The 16,178-nt window shown below is 42.4% G+C and carries 14 protein-coding genes; 13 read left to right on the top strand and 1 reads right to left on the bottom strand.

The annotated features are described in order from the left end of the window. The first annotated feature begins 2 nt into the window (after positions 1-2). The gene (locus tag ACLI1A_RS01925) at positions 3-1,085 is read left to right on the top strand and encodes a chorismate mutase (protein WP_411405512.1); all 1,083 of its coding nucleotides are present in this window, start codon (positions 3-5) and stop codon (positions 1,083-1,085) included. 74 nt (positions 1,086-1,159) lie between these two features. On the opposite strand, the gene ACLI1A_RS01930 is transcribed toward ACLI1A_RS01925, so the two are convergent. Continuing rightward, the gene (locus ACLI1A_RS01930; RefSeq protein ID WP_411405514.1) at positions 1,160-2,482 is read right to left on the bottom strand and encodes a phosphatidylserine decarboxylase family protein; all 1,323 of its coding nucleotides are present in this window, start codon (positions 2,480-2,482) and stop codon (positions 1,160-1,162) included. Positions 2,483-2,746: 264 nt separating this feature from the next. On the opposite strand from ACLI1A_RS01930, the gene rsgA reads away from it, so the two are divergent. The 12 genes from rsgA (at position 2,747) to queA (ending at position 16,160) form a co-directional block, all read left to right on the top strand. Continuing rightward, a complete protein-coding gene (gene rsgA / locus ACLI1A_RS01935) occupies positions 2,747-3,721 on the top strand; it encodes a ribosome small subunit-dependent GTPase A (RefSeq protein WP_411405516.1) in 975 nt (324 codons plus the stop codon). Beyond that, a complete protein-coding gene (gene dtd / locus ACLI1A_RS01940) occupies positions 3,721-4,173 on the top strand; it encodes a D-aminoacyl-tRNA deacylase (RefSeq protein WP_411405518.1) in 453 nt (150 codons plus the stop codon). Before rsgA ends, dtd begins: the two co-directional genes overlap by 1 nt. 57 nt (positions 4,174-4,230) lie before the next feature. Next, entirely contained in the window at positions 4,231-6,126 is a 1,896-nt protein-coding gene (locus tag ACLI1A_RS01945; RefSeq protein ID WP_411405520.1) for a DUF3857 domain-containing protein, read from the top strand. Between the two features lie 18 nt (positions 6,127-6,144). Then, complete coding sequence (locus ACLI1A_RS01950) at positions 6,145-8,103, top strand: transglutaminase domain-containing protein (RefSeq protein WP_411405522.1); 1,959 nt, start codon at positions 6,145-6,147, stop codon at positions 8,101-8,103. 21 nt (positions 8,104-8,124) lie between these two features. After that, positions 8,125-10,065 (top strand): DUF3857 domain-containing protein, encoded by a 1,941-nt coding sequence (locus ACLI1A_RS01955; protein WP_411405524.1) that lies wholly within the window; start codon positions 8,125-8,127, stop codon positions 10,063-10,065. 17 nt (positions 10,066-10,082) lie between these two features. Then, entirely contained in the window at positions 10,083-12,095 is a 2,013-nt protein-coding gene (locus tag ACLI1A_RS01960; protein WP_411405526.1) for a DUF3857 domain-containing protein, read from the top strand. A 56-nt stretch (positions 12,096-12,151) separates the two neighbouring features. Further along, the gene (locus ACLI1A_RS01965) at positions 12,152-12,568 is read left to right on the top strand and encodes a hypothetical protein (RefSeq protein WP_411405528.1); all 417 of its coding nucleotides are present in this window, start codon (positions 12,152-12,154) and stop codon (positions 12,566-12,568) included. Between the two features lie 71 nt (positions 12,569-12,639). Further along, the gene (locus tag ACLI1A_RS01970; protein WP_411405530.1) at positions 12,640-12,966 is read left to right on the top strand and encodes a nucleotide pyrophosphohydrolase; all 327 of its coding nucleotides are present in this window, start codon (positions 12,640-12,642) and stop codon (positions 12,964-12,966) included. Next, a complete protein-coding gene (locus tag ACLI1A_RS01975; protein WP_411405532.1) occupies positions 12,966-13,175 on the top strand; it encodes a hypothetical protein in 210 nt (69 codons plus the stop codon). Before ACLI1A_RS01970 ends, ACLI1A_RS01975 begins: the two co-directional genes overlap by 1 nt. Positions 13,176-13,181: 6 nt before the next feature. Further along, the gene (locus tag ACLI1A_RS01980; RefSeq protein ID WP_411405534.1) at positions 13,182-14,498 is read left to right on the top strand and encodes a 3-phosphoshikimate 1-carboxyvinyltransferase; all 1,317 of its coding nucleotides are present in this window, start codon (positions 13,182-13,184) and stop codon (positions 14,496-14,498) included. A 187-nt stretch (positions 14,499-14,685) separates the two neighbouring features. Next, positions 14,686-15,003 carry a hypothetical protein gene (locus tag ACLI1A_RS01985; protein WP_411405536.1) on the top strand — a complete coding sequence of 106 codons (318 nt, stop codon included), beginning with the start codon at positions 14,686-14,688 and terminating at the stop codon, positions 15,001-15,003. 107 nt (positions 15,004-15,110) lie between these two features. Next, entirely contained in the window at positions 15,111-16,160 is a 1,050-nt protein-coding gene (queA, locus tag ACLI1A_RS01990) for a tRNA preQ1(34) S-adenosylmethionine ribosyltransferase-isomerase QueA (RefSeq protein ID WP_411405538.1), read from the top strand. Positions 16,161-16,178 lie beyond the last annotated feature (18 nt).

Raw genomic sequence — 16,178 nt, forward strand, 5'->3', positions numbered from 1 at the left:
TTATGGAAAATAGCACCGCCCTACGCACCTGGTTAGATGATTTTAAACTAACACATCCGCTGGTTATAGCGGGTCCGTGCAGTGCCGAGACCGAAGAACAGGTTTTAAAAATTGCCCACGAGCTTAAAGATAGTGATGTAAGTGTATACCGTGCCGGTATCTGGAAACCGCGTACCCGTCCGGGTGGGTTTGAAGGTGTGGGTGCCATAGGGCTAAAATGGTTGCAAAAAGCCAAAGCCGAAACGGGCCTGCTTATGGCTACTGAGGTGGCTAATGCTACCCACGTGAAACTTGCCCTTGAGCATGATATTGATGTGCTTTGGATAGGGGCACGTACTACCGTAAACCCATTTGCCGTACAGGAAATAGCCGATGCGCTTGCCGGAACCGACAAGATAGTTTTGGTGAAAAACCCGGTAAACCCGGATCTTGCCTTATGGCTGGGTGGTGTAGAGCGCTTGTACAATGCAGGGATTAAAAAGCTTGGTGTTATTCACCGTGGGTTTTCTACGTACGAAAAAACCAAGTACCGTAACATACCGGAGTGGCAGCTTGCCATTGAACTGCAAAATAAGTTCCCGGACCTGCCGCTAATTTGCGACCCGAGCCACATTACCGGCCGAAGGGATATGATTCAGGAGGTAAGCCAGCAGGCGCTTGACCTGAATTACGACGGACTTATTATAGAAACACACATTGACCCTGACAATGCATGGAGCGATGCTGCACAGCAGGTAACGCCTACTAAGCTGAAACAAATTTTTGAAGACCTGCGTGTACGTAAAGAAACCGAAGCTAATGCCGACTACGATAGTAAAATGGCGGGTCTTCGTGTTAATATAGATGAATACGATAACAAGATCATCGATTTGTTAGGTAAACGTATGAAAGTGTCTGAGCAGATAGGGGCGGTTAAAAAAGAGTTTAACGTAGCCGTACTGCAAAACAAACGCTGGAGCGAAATACTTGAAAAAATGACCGCCCAGGGTAAAGAAAAGGGACTGAATGAAGAATTTATCATAGATATCTTTAAGGCAATACACCAGGAAAGTATCAGTCATCAAGAGAAGGTGATTAACAAATAGTAATGCTAAAACATAACAAAACCGGCAGTAGCAATACTGCCGGTTTTTTAATAACCCTTATGAAAATAAAATACTTACTTTAATACTGCTATTCTTGCTTTTACAGGGATGTTAGATGTGGTTAATCCCGGGGTTTGATTGTGAAAATCAAATTGCAGGTTAACACCCGGCCTAAAAATAAGGCAGTGCGTGGAACCACCAAAATGGAAGGTGCCTATGGGGTCGCCTTTTTTAACGTATTCGCCCGGCTGTACTGTGATTTCGCAACTTGAAACCTCCGCCATACCTATGGCTACAAAGCACATTAGGCCTATACCGGGATTGTTGCTTTCTATAAAAATAAGTGCCCGTGCCGCTATTTCGGCAATATATCCTTGTGAGTCGTTAGGGCCTGCCGGGTCGTAGCCTTCTACGGGTGCTTCAGAATAGTATGTGCCGGGTATGTTTTGTATTTCTACTATAGTCCCTTCTACAGGGCTGTTCCACCTATGGTAGGTTTTGGCACAAAGAAATGCTTGGTAAACGGTGCTGTTGTCTCCAAATTTACTTGCAAGGTAATGGTTTGCCATTATATCCTGAATGGAATAGGGTTGCCCCTTCATCCAGAACTTGTCTTTCATTTTTGCGTTGGTTACACAATTGTACGGTGCCGATTCGCAGGCGTTTACCACTACATTCCAGTCCTGGTCTTCCGGTGCTACTTCCCTTACTCCGGGATTAAATTCCCGGGTAAAAAAGCTGTCCCAGCTGGTATAGCCCAGGTAGGGTTGCGTAATATCGCATTTGTAGTTGTATATAAAATTGGCACATGCATCGTAGGGGTCGTTTCCCTGTCCGCGCAGCGGATCCATTGCGGCAATGGCTTCCAGGGCCTGGGGCGAAAACCATCCTATAGGATTGTCATAATCCGGCTGGCTGGGATATACCGGGCCGTCTACCAGTACATATTTTGAGGCATCAGATTGTAAAAAGGTTTTCCAGTCGTTTAATATATTCTGTAGTTTTTGGTTTACAACAGGGTTGGTAAACGTCATAAAGCCATATGTGGCACCCATAGCCCAGTCCAGTATGGCATTTATAGGAAAACCTACCAGGCCTATCTGGTCTTCAATAACGCTATAAGCAGGTGCTTCGGTAAGAATAAGATCCATGATTTGCAGCATGGTTTCAAAGTTTTTTACCTGCTCGTTGTATCCCTGCGGTATCTGGTCGTACATGGCTGTAAACCCCATGTACAAAATCGGGTCGGCATAAATAGCATTGCGCAGTGCAGCAACCGATGGACTCAGTGCAGTGTTTTTGTCGGTTGCCTGCCGTGCTTTTTTAGCAATCCATTGGTTAAGAAAATCCCTGTCTGAGGGGAGCCATTTACCCACTCTGTACCTTACATGTTTCATAATTTTGGTTGTCGTTAATGGTTTAAATTTGTTTATTTTCTGTAAGAGGAGTTGTTTTTTAGCGCGAATTTTCTTTCGCTTTTATCAAAGCTACTAAAAATGGCAAAGATGTCACTGCGTAGAATTACCTGTTTTTAAATCAAAAATGCATAGGTAAAACTGCTTTATAGTAATTAATTACGTAAAGTTTAGTTGTTTAGTTCTTGGTTAACTTTTGCTTTTACTAAAGGTGTTTTTTTTTAGGGGTATTACTATCTTTGCGGCATGACAGGACTGGTTTATAAATCTACGGGAAGCTGGTATTCGGTAAAAACCGAAGACGGCGCTGTGTACGAATGCCGCATTAAGGGTAAGTTCCGTATTAAGGACATTAAGAGTACAAATCCCGTGGCGGTGGGTGATGTGGTGGATTTTGAACTTGACGAAAGTGCTGATACAGTTACAGGGCTTATTCATAACATTCATGAAAGGAAGAATTACATCATCAGGAAATCAGTAAACCTAAGCAAGCAGGTACATATCATTGCCGCAAACATTGATAAGCTTTTCCTTATTGTTACCATAAACAATCCGCCTACTACTACCAGTTTTATAGACCGTTTTTTAGTTACTGCCGAAGCGTATGGTGTAGAAGCCATTTTGCTGTTTAATAAGATAGACACTTTTGATGATGCTATGCTCGATGAGCAGTTGTATCTGCAGTTTATATACAGCCGCATTGGTTACAAATGCCTGCGGGTATCGGCCATAAGTGAAAAAGGTATAGAAGAGCTGAAAGCTGAAATGAAAGACAGCGTAAGCATGTTCAGCGGGCATTCGGGTGTGGGTAAAAGCACTTTGGTTAATGCACTGCAACCCGGCCTTGAGCTAAAGACCAAGGCTATAAGTGAGCAGCACAGCCAGGGGCAACACACCACTACTTTTGCCGAAATGTTTGACCTTGATTTTGGTGCACAGATTATCGATACGCCGGGTATACGCGGTTTTGGTATTGTAGATATGGAAAAGGACGAGCTGGGCGATTATTTCCCTGAGTTTTTTGCGCTTAAAGACCAGTGTAAGTTTAATAACTGCCTGCATAAGGAAGAACCGCACTGTGCCGTGAAGGAAGCGCTGGAAAATGATGAGATAGCCTGGAGCCGCTACCAAAACTACCTGAAAATGCTGGAGGGCGATGAGGAACACTACCGTCAGGATATTTATGCTGAGGGTAAAAATAACGACAATACTGAAGAATAATGCGTGCCGTAATACAACGTGTAAGCCGAGCATCAGTAACCATAGAGGGTGAAAAGACTGCCGATATACAAACCGGGCTACTGGTACTGGTGGGTATAGAAGATGCCGATGCGCAGGAAGATATCGACTGGCTTTGTGCCAAGATTGTAAAACTCCGCATTTTTGCCGATGCAGATGATGTTATGAATCTTTCGGTTCAGGAAGCCGGTGGAGATGTTGTTGTGGTAAGCCAGTTTACGCTACATGCCCTTACCAAAAAAGGCAACCGCCCCAGCTATATTAAGGCCGCCCGCCCCGAAGTGGCCATACCGCTGTATGAAGCTTTTGTAAAACAAATGGAAGCCGAACTGGGCAAACCGGTTCAAACAGGACGTTTTGGCGCCGATATGAAGGTAGAGTTGCTAAACGACGGTCCTGTAACCATACTTATTGATACTAAAAACAGGGAGTAAAAAATCATTTTGAGGTTTGTGCAAAATAGTTATATTTGGCAAACCAACTAATTTAAGATGATTTTAAGATTTGCCCTTTTCGTCCTTGCATTTTTTTCGCTAAATGCTGTTGCACAACAAAATTATAGTGCTGTGCTAATTCCTCAGGAACTTACTGAAAATGCGAACGCTGTACTGCGTTACCAGAAAATTGACATCAACATTCCGGAGCGGGATGAGATAAAAACTACCACTACCCGCGTGGTTACGGTAATTAATGAGCACGGCCTTGATGATATAGGTGCGCAGACCAGTTATGATAAAAGTACATCAGTACGGAGTATTGAGGCGCTTATATTTGATAAAAACGGTTCCCAGATAAAAAAAATCAAGCGCAAAGAGTTTAAAGATGTGGGCGTAAGCGGCGGTAATGAAGTTACCGATAACCGGATGCTTTATCTTGATTATACCCCTGTTGCATATCCGTTTACTGTAGTGTTTACCTGCGAATCTGAGGGCAGCAATACGGCCTTTATACCACAGTGGTTGCCACTGGAAGGTACTTTTTTCAGCACCGAGAAATCAGAACTTAATATTACAGTAAACCCGGCTCTTGGGTTTCGCTTTAAGGAATATAATTTCGGTGAAATAGTACTGAACAAGCAACAGGGCGCAGCTTATTCATTTAGTGTACAGAATGTTCCTGCCATCCGTTCGGAAGATGCATCACCGCTGTTTAATAAGGTAATGCCTTATATAGTTTTCGGTCTTGATAAGTTCCATCTTGAAGGGGTGGATGGCGAAGCATCGAGTTGGGAATCTTTCGGGACCTGGATGTACAATAACCTGATTACCGGTACTGATGAGCTTCCTGCCGAAACCATAACAAAAGTTAAGGCGCTTGTGGGTACTGAAACCGATCCGCTTAAGAAAGCTAAAATCCTGTATGAGTATATGCAGAGCAAAACCCGCTATGTTAGTATTCAGCTGGGTATAGGCGGATGGAAGCCTATGCAGGCAAAAGATGTAGACCGCCTGGGCTATGGCGATTGTAAGGCACTGAGCAATTATATGCGTGCGTTACTTAAAGCTGTAGATGTACCGTCTTATTGTGCGGTTGTATATGCGGGCAATAAACGCCGTGACCTTAACCCGGATTTTGTAAGCATGCAGGGTAACCACATGATACTGGCCATACCAAACAATAACAAGCTGGTGTGGCTGGAGTGCACAAGCCAAACCATGCCGTTTGGGTTTCAGGGCGATTTTACAGATAACCGCATGGTGCTGCTTGTAAAACCCGATAAAGGTGAACTGGTGCGTACCCGCATATTTGACGTAAAGGAGAATACGCAGGTTACTAAAGGCAACTGTAGCATAGCGGCCGATGGCTCGCTTACGGGAGGCTTTAACAGGATTAGCGGCGGACTGCAGTATGATAATAAGTTCGGCCTGGTAAGGCTATCTCAGGACGACCTTACAAAAAATTATAAGGAAGAGTTTGATAACCTAAACAGCCTTAAGCTTAAAAAGATGGTGCTGAACAATGATTCAGACAACCAAAAGCTGACTGAAGATGTAGGGGTAGAAGTACCTTCTTATTGCAGTAACAGCGGCGGCAGGCTCATATTTGCGGTAAATGCTTTTAACCAAAGCAGCAGTGTACCGGCGCGTTACCGCAGCCGAAAAATGCCGCTGGAAATAAACTTTGGGTTTACAGACCAGGATGAGGTAACCATAACCCTGCCTGAAGGCTATGCTGTAGAAGCCCTGCCACAAAACACTACCATTACCGACAAGTTTGGAGAATATAAAGCCGAGTTCAGCCTTGTAGGCACTAACCAGATTTTGTATAAGCGCAGCCTGCAGATAAATGCCGGTAGTTATGCCCGCGAGGATTATGATAAGTACCGCGATTTTCGTGAAAAGATAGCGCGAAATGATAATGCCAAAGCTGTATTGGTAAAGAAATAAACCACCCCTTTATAACCAATGACCATTAAAAAATTACAGGTACTTTTTGTACTTCTTTTTGTGTTTTTTGCTGCTTCGGCACAGGAAAATGTGAAGCTGGCCAAGGCCCCCGATGTAAGCATTAACGACCTTAAAGAAAAAATACACCCGCAGGACACTGCCGCAGTAGCAGCCTACCTGTACAAATACGGGCGTACCTATTTTGAACTGGTGGATAACTACTGGGTAATGACCACTGAGGTTTTTAACCGTATTAAGATATACAAAAAGGAAGGCTATAAGTATGCCGACCATGAGATTGTTTTTTACAGCGGTTCACGCAAGGGGAAGGGGACTATAAGCGAAGCAGCAACCTATAACCTGGTGAACAACGCCATTCAAAAAACACCGGTGCTGCCCGAGAGTGTTTTTGAAGACGAACCCGAGGAGGACTACACCCGTAAGCGCCTGAAGATGCCTAATGTGCATGAAGGCAGTATAGTAGAGTTTAAATACAAAATACGTACCCCTTATTTTACCAATATTGAAGATTTTTATTTTCAGTATGACATTCCTGTAAATGTGGTACGCTATGACCTGGCCATACCCGGATATTTTTTATACAATGCATACACATGTGGGTTTATAAACATACATAAGGCTGATTATGTTATAAAGGACAATTACAATCTTGAAGTTAAGGAGGTTATATATTCATATAGTGCTGAGAACGTGAAATCGTTACAAGATGAGCCTTATGTAAACAACATGGAGAACTATACCGGTATGGTAAAACATGAGCTTGCTGTGGTGCAGATGCCTAACCGTATTAAGGAAAATTATGCTACAGACTGGACCAGTGTAGCCAAGAGCATCTATGATATGGACGCGTTTGGTAAACAGCTGAAACAGGAATCCTATTTTGAAAAGGATATTGATGCCCTTATTGCAGGTGCCAAAACCGAAGAAGAAAAAATGATGCTTATTTTCGGGTATGTGCAGGGGCGCATGAACTGGAACGAAATAAACACCTACCGCTGTAAGGATGGTGTAAAAAAGGCGTATGAACTGCGCACCGGAAATACCGCCGAAATAAACCTTATGCTTACCGCCATGATGCGCTATGCTGGGCTCGATTCCAGTCCTGTGGTTACCAGTACCCGCAAGCACGGTGTGGCAATATATCCTACACGCACAGCGTATAATTATGTAATATGTTCGGTAAAAACCGGGGGTAAACAATACCTGTTTGATGCTACCAGTAAATACACCGCCCCTAATATTTTGCCGGTACGGACTATAAATTGGGAGGGAAGGCTGATTAAAAAGAATGGCGATTCTGAAGCCGTAAACCTTATACCGGAAACCCTAAGTAAGGAACTGCTTAATGTACTTGCTGAGGTAGATGTTCATGGTATTGTAAAAGGTCAGGTGCGCAATCAGCTTACCGAACACGAGGCCTACATACGACGTGAAAATTATGCCGAAGTAAAAAAAGACAGTTATATAGAAAAGCTTGAAAAGAAATACACGGGTATTTCTGTAACTGATTATAAGGTAACCAGCGACAAAGAAACCAGTAAGCCTTTTGTTGAAGAATATTCGTTCACACACAATGGGTTGTGCGATGTTATTGGTGACAAAATTTATTTGAAACCTATGCTGTTTATGGCAAATACGCAAAACCCGTTTAAGCAGGAAAAGCGTGATTTCCCTATAGATTTTGTGTATCCGTTTCAGGAGCGTTATGCCTTTAGCATTAAAATACCCGAAGGTTACACGGTAGAGTCTGTACCCGAAAAAATACAGTTTGCCATGGAGCATAACATTGCTACATTTAATTATATGGTGCAGCAAAACGGCAATACGCTACAGTTTGTGGTAATAACCCAGTTAAGCCTGCCGGTAATTTCGCAGGATTATTATACCGGCCTGAAAGATTTTTTCCGCAAGCTTACTGAAAAGGAAAATGAGAAGATAGTCCTTAAAAAAGTATAGCGGTTTATAGCCGACACACCCATGAAAAAAACATATTTGCTGCTCTTTATACTGTTGCCGCTTTTGGCTTTTGCCCAGGAAAACGCCTTGGGTAAGGTTACTGTTGCCGAACTAGAGTCTAAGAAGTATGAAAAAGACACATCGGCACCGGCAGCCATATTGTTTAGCAAGTGCAATGTACAGGTGCATTTTGGAGATAATATATCTAGTGCCAAGCGGACGATAGAAGTACAGCAGAAAATAAAAATATACGATAAGGCCGGGTATGAATATGCTAATAAAAGCATACCCTATATAGGGCATAAACGCGAAGGCGAAAAGGTAGAAGTAAAATCGGCTATAACCTACAACCTGGTAAATGGCGAAATTGTAAAAACGCCTTTGGCACCCGAAGGAACTTTTGATGAAGAGCCTGTAAAAGGGCTTAAGGTAAAAAAGCTGATACTGCCCAATGTAAAAGAAGGAAGTATTGTAGAGATGCGTTACGTAATAACCTCTCCATTGTTTTTTATGATACCCGATTGGGATTTTCAGGAAGACATACCGGTATACCATACTGAAATGAATGTGCAGATACCCAGTTATTTTACATTTAATAATACCTTCAGGGGGTATCATAAGGGGAGTATAACCCACAGCGTTTTACCATACGTGGGCAATGCCGATATTATTACGCATTACGTCTTAGACACCGTACCTGCTCTTAAGGATGTAAGCTTTGTAAATAATATAGATAACTACAAAATATCGGTAGAGCATGAACTGAAAGCCATAAGCCTGCCCGGAATTTCGTATAAAATGTTTGCAAGCTCCTGGGAGTCAGTTGTGAATAAAATATACAGAAGAGAAGACTTTCTTGATGAGTTGAATAAAGACGGTTACTTTAAGGAAGATATCAATGCCGTTATTAGCTCATCAGCCTCAGAAGAAGAAAAAATGAAAGCCGTTTTTTCTTTTATACAAAACCGTATGGCCTGGACAGGGCAGCGTGGTGCTGTTTGTGCTAAAGGTGTTAAGGCAGCCTATAAAGAAAAAAGCGGCAATGTAGGTGATATTAACCTTATGCTGGTAGCAGCCCTGCGCTATGCCGGTATTATTGCAAATCCGGTACTGGTGTGTTCACGCGAAAATAAAATACCTTTTTACCCCACCTATAAGGCGTTTGACTATGTGGTGTGTTCGGCCAGTGTAAACGGCAAGGTTTACCTGCTCGATGCCACCTCAAAGTGGAGCACGCCCGATGTTTTGCCCGAAAGAGCAATAAACTGGCAGGGGTACCAGGTGGCACTAAATGGGGGAATAGATGTGGTGCCTCTTATTCCTGTAAATCCTTCCAGCGAAACCATGATGGTGACTGCCACACTCGATGCTGAGGGTACCATAGCCGGCAAGCTAAGAAAATACTATACCGGGCATGAGGCAATGTTGTTTAGGGAACTGTACAGTGATATTGCCGGAAAGGAAAAGTATATTGAGGTTTTGGAAAAGATGTATAAACGCATCAGTATTTCTGATTATAAGGTAAAAAACCTTAAAGATGCTCCGCAACAGTTACTTGAGGAATTTGACTTTACTTCAAAAGAAGGCGCCGAGATTATAGGGGACCGGATGTACATTACCCCACTGTTGTTTTTTACGCAGGATAAAAATCCGTTTATAGCAGAAAAGAGGGATTATCCCATAGATTTTGGGCATCCGTCACAACAGAAGTTTATGTTTACTATAGCACTCCCGCAAGGATATATAGTAGAGTCGGTTCCGGCTGCAGTGGGTTATTCTATGGAAAACAACGCAGGCAACTATAAATACTCCATACAGCAACTGGGTAACTCCATACAGCTTAGTATAACTACCTCTATAAACCAGGCAATTGTAGAGGCTGAGTATTACCAGTTTTTAAAAGACCTTTTTCAATTAATAATAACCAAGCAAAACGAGAAAATCGTATTAAAAAAAGCATAATCAACAATTAAATCAATATGAAAACACTAAGTGCGATAATGATGTTTGCATTGGCTACATTGCTATGCCATGCACAGGATTACAAGCTGGGTAATGTTACCGTAGCCGAACTGGAGGAAAAGGCGCACCCGAAAGATGCTTCTGCTCCGGCCGCTGTTCTGTTTGCCGTGGGGCAAACAACAATAAGCTATACCGAAAGCAAAGGTTTTGTAGCCACCACCGAGGTGGATATGAAAATTAAGATTTACAACAAAGACGGGTATGCTTATGCTAATAAAATAGTAGGATTGTATTATGTGGATAGCGACAGCGAATCGGTTGATTTTTCCAAGGCTTATACGTATAACCTGGTAAACGGTAAGATAGAAAAGACCAAGCTGAAAAGTGAAGGGGAATTTTTTGAAGTAGTGAGTAAGAACTGGAAGCGAAAAAAAATAATGATGCCCGATGTAAAGGAAGGCAGTATTGTAGAATACAGGTTTACCTTAATATCACCTTTTTTGTCTACATTGTACGAATGGGATTTTCAGCGCAGCATACCGGTAAACCATAGTGGCTACACTACACGCATACCCGAATATTATATGTACAGCCCTAACTTTAGGGGTACCATAACACCGGCGGTAAAAAAGACAAGAGGTACTAAGAGTATCCGCTGGACAGAAAAGGAACGTAACACTTCAGGGCACGGTACAGTTACTACCACTTTTTCTAACGAAAAGGTAGACTATCAGGAGGATGTAGCAGAGTACATCATTAAAGATATACCGGCACTTAAGGAAGAAAGCTTTGTAAGTAATATAGACAACTATAACTGTACAATAGAACATGAACTTACAATGATTAGGAGGCCAAACGAACCAATGAAACCGCTTTCAACTACCTGGGAAGAACTGGCCAAAACCATATACAGGCTTGATGATTTTGGGCCCGAGCTTAAAAAGAACGGTTATTATGAAGATGAAGTAAAAGGAATTATAGCGCCGCTGAAAACCCCTGCCGAGAAAACAGCTGCTATATTCAGTTTTGTGAAAAACACCATGAACTGGAATGGTGATTATGGTTATACCGCCCGTCAGGGGGTAAAAAAAGCTTATAAAGAAAAAAGCGGTAGCGTGGGCGATATTAACCTGATGCTTACATCGATGCTGCGCTACGCCGGTATAGACGCTAACCCTGTGCTGGTAAGTACGCGAGACAGGAAAGTACCTCTTTTCCCAAGCCATAGTGCATATAACTATGTTATTTGTGCCGTAAACATAGACGGTAAATATGCCTTGCTCGATGCCACATCTAAGTACACTGTACCAAACGTGCTGCCTACACGTGCCATTAACTGGATAGGCCGCCTGATAAAAGATGACGGTATAAGTATGGAAATAAACCTGATGCCCGAACAACTGTCAAGGGAAGTAATAGTGCTTTCGGCTAAGCTTGATGCTACAGGTAAGTGTACCGGTAAGGCACGCGACCAGTATTTTGACCAGGATGCATACCATTTTAGGGAAAACTACATGAGTGTAAACAAAGATACCTACATTGAAAAACTTGAAAAACGCTATACCGGCCTGGAAGTAGACGGGTATAAAACCCAGAACGATAAAGAACTGTCTAAGCCTATTATGGAAGAATATGATTTTGCGTATAACAACGCTGCTGAGATTATAGGCGATAAAATGTATTTTAACCCTATGATGTTCTTTGCCCGTTCAGAAAATCCGTTTAAGCAGGATAAGCGTGAATACCCGGTTGACTTTGTATACCCTAACCAGGAAAAGTACATGATTTCTATATCAATACCTGATGGATATGTAGTAGAGTCTATACCCGAGTCGATAAACATGAGTATGGAAGAGGGTATAGGGAACTTTAAATTTACCCTGCAGCAACAAGGCAATTCCATACAGCTAATGGCTACGACCGATATTAATTATGCGGTAGTCCCTGCTGATTATTATGGTACCCTAAAGAATTTCTTCCAGAAAAAAGTGGAGAAAGAAACCGAAAAGGTTGTGCTGAAAAAATCATAAATTTAAGCAGGGGGTAACAGCCCTGCTTTTTTGTTTGTCATTGATGGTTCATAAATATGAAGGTTTTACTTTTTTCTATATTGGTTCTTATTTCTGCAAATTATAATCCGCCTCCGTTGGGGCAGGATTGTGATAAGTTAGCCGTATGCCTGAGATCTAAAGAATTTCAGGAGTTTATTCATTGTGATGAAATTATTGATACGGAAGTTGTTTTATATGATAATACAGGCTTATTTAATAATTGCGATGCTTTAAATATAAACGGGAAAATTTTTAAAATAAGGGTTCCTGATTTTAAAGTGGGAGTAAATGAAACGGTAATTAAAGGCGCGAACAAGATTGTTTTATTTAAGGCCGAAAAATTAAAAAAGGCAACGAACTTTAGCTTTTTCCTGTCGATTACTAATGCAAATATTACATTAGAAGTTAGTGATAAGAATAAAATTAAGGTAATTAGCAGGGGTGTATTTTAAAACTTGACAAATTTGAGTTTTTGTAACTTCCTAACTTTGTAACTTTACAACTTTTCAATATTACAACAGCAATGGACATAAAAAACGCGCAACTCGACGTTGACAACTGGATAAAAGAACACGGCGTACGCTATTTTAACGAACTGACCAATATGGCCCAACTTACCGAAGAGGTAGGCGAGGTAGCCCGTATTATAGCCCGCCGCTATGGTGAGCAAAGCGAAAAGGAAAGCGACAAAAACAAAGACCTGGGCGAGGAACTGGCCGATGTGGTATTTGTAGTGCTGTGCCTGGCTAACCAAACCGGGGTAGACCTTCAGGCGGCATTTGACAAGAAAATGGAACTTAAAACCAAACGCGACCACGACCGCCACCATAACAACGAGAAACTGAAGTAATGGAAACTTCTTCAAAGATAAAATTAGCCAATGTGGTTACCGCAGCCCTTATCAACTTTGGTATTGGGTGCCTTATAGAGGCGGTAACTTCGGGCGATAAGGGCTTTAGGTGGTGGTTTATTATACTATGGACGGTATTAATAACCGCTGCCCAGGTGTTTTTCATGAAAAGGAAAAAGAAGCAGGAAAACAGCCCTTCAAAAAAGTAAAACAACATGGATATAAAAATAAGTTGCCCCAAACTTGTAACAACGTCTTCAGTAAAAATAACAGGCAGTAAAAGTGAAACTAACAGGCTGCTGCTGTTACAGGCGTTGTACCCGGGCATTAGCATACAAAACATATCAGAGAGTGACGACAGTATAGCCATGCAGGGGGCACTGGCCAGTACAGGTAATGTAGTAGATATACACCACGCAGGTACCGCCATGCGTTTCCTTACGGCCTACTTTGCACAAAGCGAAGGCCGAAGCGTACTGCTTACCGGTAGCCAGCGCATGCAAGAACGCCCTATAGGTGTACTGGTAGATGCACTGCGCAGCTTGGGCGCCGATATTGAGTATGCGGGCAACGAAGGATATCCGCCGTTAAAAATAAATGGTAAAAAATTAGCAGGGGGCAAAGCGTCTATCAAGGCCGATGTAAGCAGCCAGTATATTACGGCATTATTGCTAATAGCAGGCAAGCTTGAAAACGGACTGGAACTTACCCTTGAGGGCGAACTTACATCCATCCCTTACATAAAAATGACCCTCGGCCTGCTCGATGAAGTGGGTATAGAAAATACGTTTGACGGTAACATCATTACGGTGAAACCAACAACCAACAACCAACAACCGTCTACCATTGTAGTGGAAAGCGACTGGAGTTCGGCATCGTATTTTTACAGTATAGTGGCGTTAAGCGAAGTGGGTACAAGCATTACCCTTTCGGCGTACAAGGAAAACAGTTTGCAGGGCGATAGTGCCTTGGCTGATATTTATAAAGACTTTGGGGTAAGCACAACTTATAATGATAATAGTATTGTTTTGACCCGTGAAGGCCAACAACTAACAACTATCAACCAAGAATTAAACAACACGCCCGATATTGCGCAAACCATAGCGGTAACTTGTTTTGCACTGGGTATAGGTTGTCACTTAACGGGGCTGCATACCCTTAAAATAAAAGAAACCGACAGGCTTGAAGCCCTAAAAGCCGAGCTGGGTAAATTTGGTGCAGAGGTTACCGTTACCAATGACAGTTTAAGCCTCACCCCCGACCCCCCTCCAAAGGAGAGGGGGGAGAGCTTCACTCAAAATCCAACAGACAGAGAAGATTCGAGTGAAGCTGGCACCCCTCCTTTGGAGGGGCTGGGGGAGGCCGTTGAAGTAGCCACCTATAACGACCACCGTATGGCTATGGCATTTGCACCGCTGGCGCTAAAAGTGCCGTTTGTGGTAAAAGATGCCGGTGTAGTAAGCAAGTCGTTCCCTACGTTTTGGGAGGATATGGAGAAGCTGGGGTTTGAGGTTAAAGCTTTCAGCCATTAGCTCTCAGCTTTTAGCCCATTGTGAAGGGCTGATGGCTGAAAGCTGACCGCTATAACTAACTGCTAAAAATATGCTTTATAAAAGAAATCCGAATTACATTTATTACAATTTTGCTGCAGCTGTTGCATTCCCTTTAGTTTTTATAATTTTTATTGCTAAAGAATGGATTTTTACACCCTTTTTAGGAGTGGTTTTACTTTTTGTTTCAGTTGGAGAGTTTTATCAAAAAAACCTTAGGGCTATTTATTTTAAGGAAGACGGTATTACTTTTTATTACTGGGAAGGTTTTAAAAAGAAAGCCATGTTTTATAAAACAGAGTCCTTGTCTTATTACAACGATCCGTATGCCTCAGGGCTGCAATCCAGGGTGGAACGTAAGCTGTCATTGTATTACAGGGGCGAGCTGATTTTTATGCCTGTGGAATGGAGCAATGATGTAATTGCACAAATAGTGGCAAATTTAGAGCAGGCCGGGGTGAGGAAAGAGAAATATCTTCAGTACTAAACAGGCTGCTGAGCATTAATAGCTAAAAGCTTAGTAAAATAAATCCCAAAACACTTGACAACCCCTGTTTCAGGATAGTATATTTGCACGCAATTTAAAATAGAGAAATGAAATTATCTAACTTCAATTTCAACCTGCCAAAAGAACTTTTAGCAGAATTTCCGGTAGAAAACAGGGACGAATCAAGGCTTATGGTGGTAGACCGTAAAACGGGTACCATAGAGCACCGCCTGTTTAAAGATGTTATTGATTATTTTGATGAAGGCGATGTTATGGTGCTTAATAACACCAAGGTTTTTCCTGCACGCCTTTATGGTAATAAAGAAAAAACCGGCGCACGTATTGAAGTTTTCCTTTTAAGGGAGCTTAACAGCGAGCAGCGCCTTTGGGACGTACTGGTAGATCCGGCCCGTAAAATACGCATAGGTAACAAACTTTACTTTGGCGATGACGACAGCCTTGTGGCAGAAGTTATAGACAACACTACCAGCCGTGGCCGTACACTGCGTTTCCTTTATGATGGTAGTTATGAAGAGTTCCGCAACAAACTTACTGAGCTTGGCGAAACACCAATACCTAAGTACATTAACCGCGAGGTAGTGCCGGAAGATGCTGAGCGTTACCAAACCATTTACGCTAAGGAAGAAGGTGCTGTAGCAGCGCCTACTGCAGGCCTTCACTTCTCTAAGCACCTGCTTAAGAGGCTGGAGATAAAAGGACTTAATTTTGCCGAGATTACCCTGCATGTGGGCCTTGGTACCTTTAACCCTGTAGAGGTGGAAGACCTTAGTAAGCACAAAATGGACTCGGAAGAGCTTATCATTACCCAGGAAGCTTGCGACGTGGTAAATAAAGCCAAAACAACCAAGCACAAAGTATGTGCAGTAGGTACTACAACCATGCGTGCTATGGAAAGTTCAGTTTCGTCATCTAAAACGCTTAACCCTTATGTAGGCTGGACAAACAAGTTCATCTTCCCTCCGTATGATTTTAGCGTGGCCGATTGTATGATTACTAACTTCCACACACCTAAGAGTACCCTGCTAATGATGATTTCGGCATTTATGGGTCACGATCTTATGAAAAAAGCTTACGAAGAAGCAGTAAAAGAAGGTTACCGTTTTTATACCTACGGTGATGCTATGCTTATACTGTAATCAGGCTTACACTATATA

It is taken from the genome of Flavobacterium sp. RHBU_3, assembly GCF_046613565.1.
GTDB lineage: Bacteria > Bacteroidota > Bacteroidia > Flavobacteriales > Flavobacteriaceae > Flavobacterium.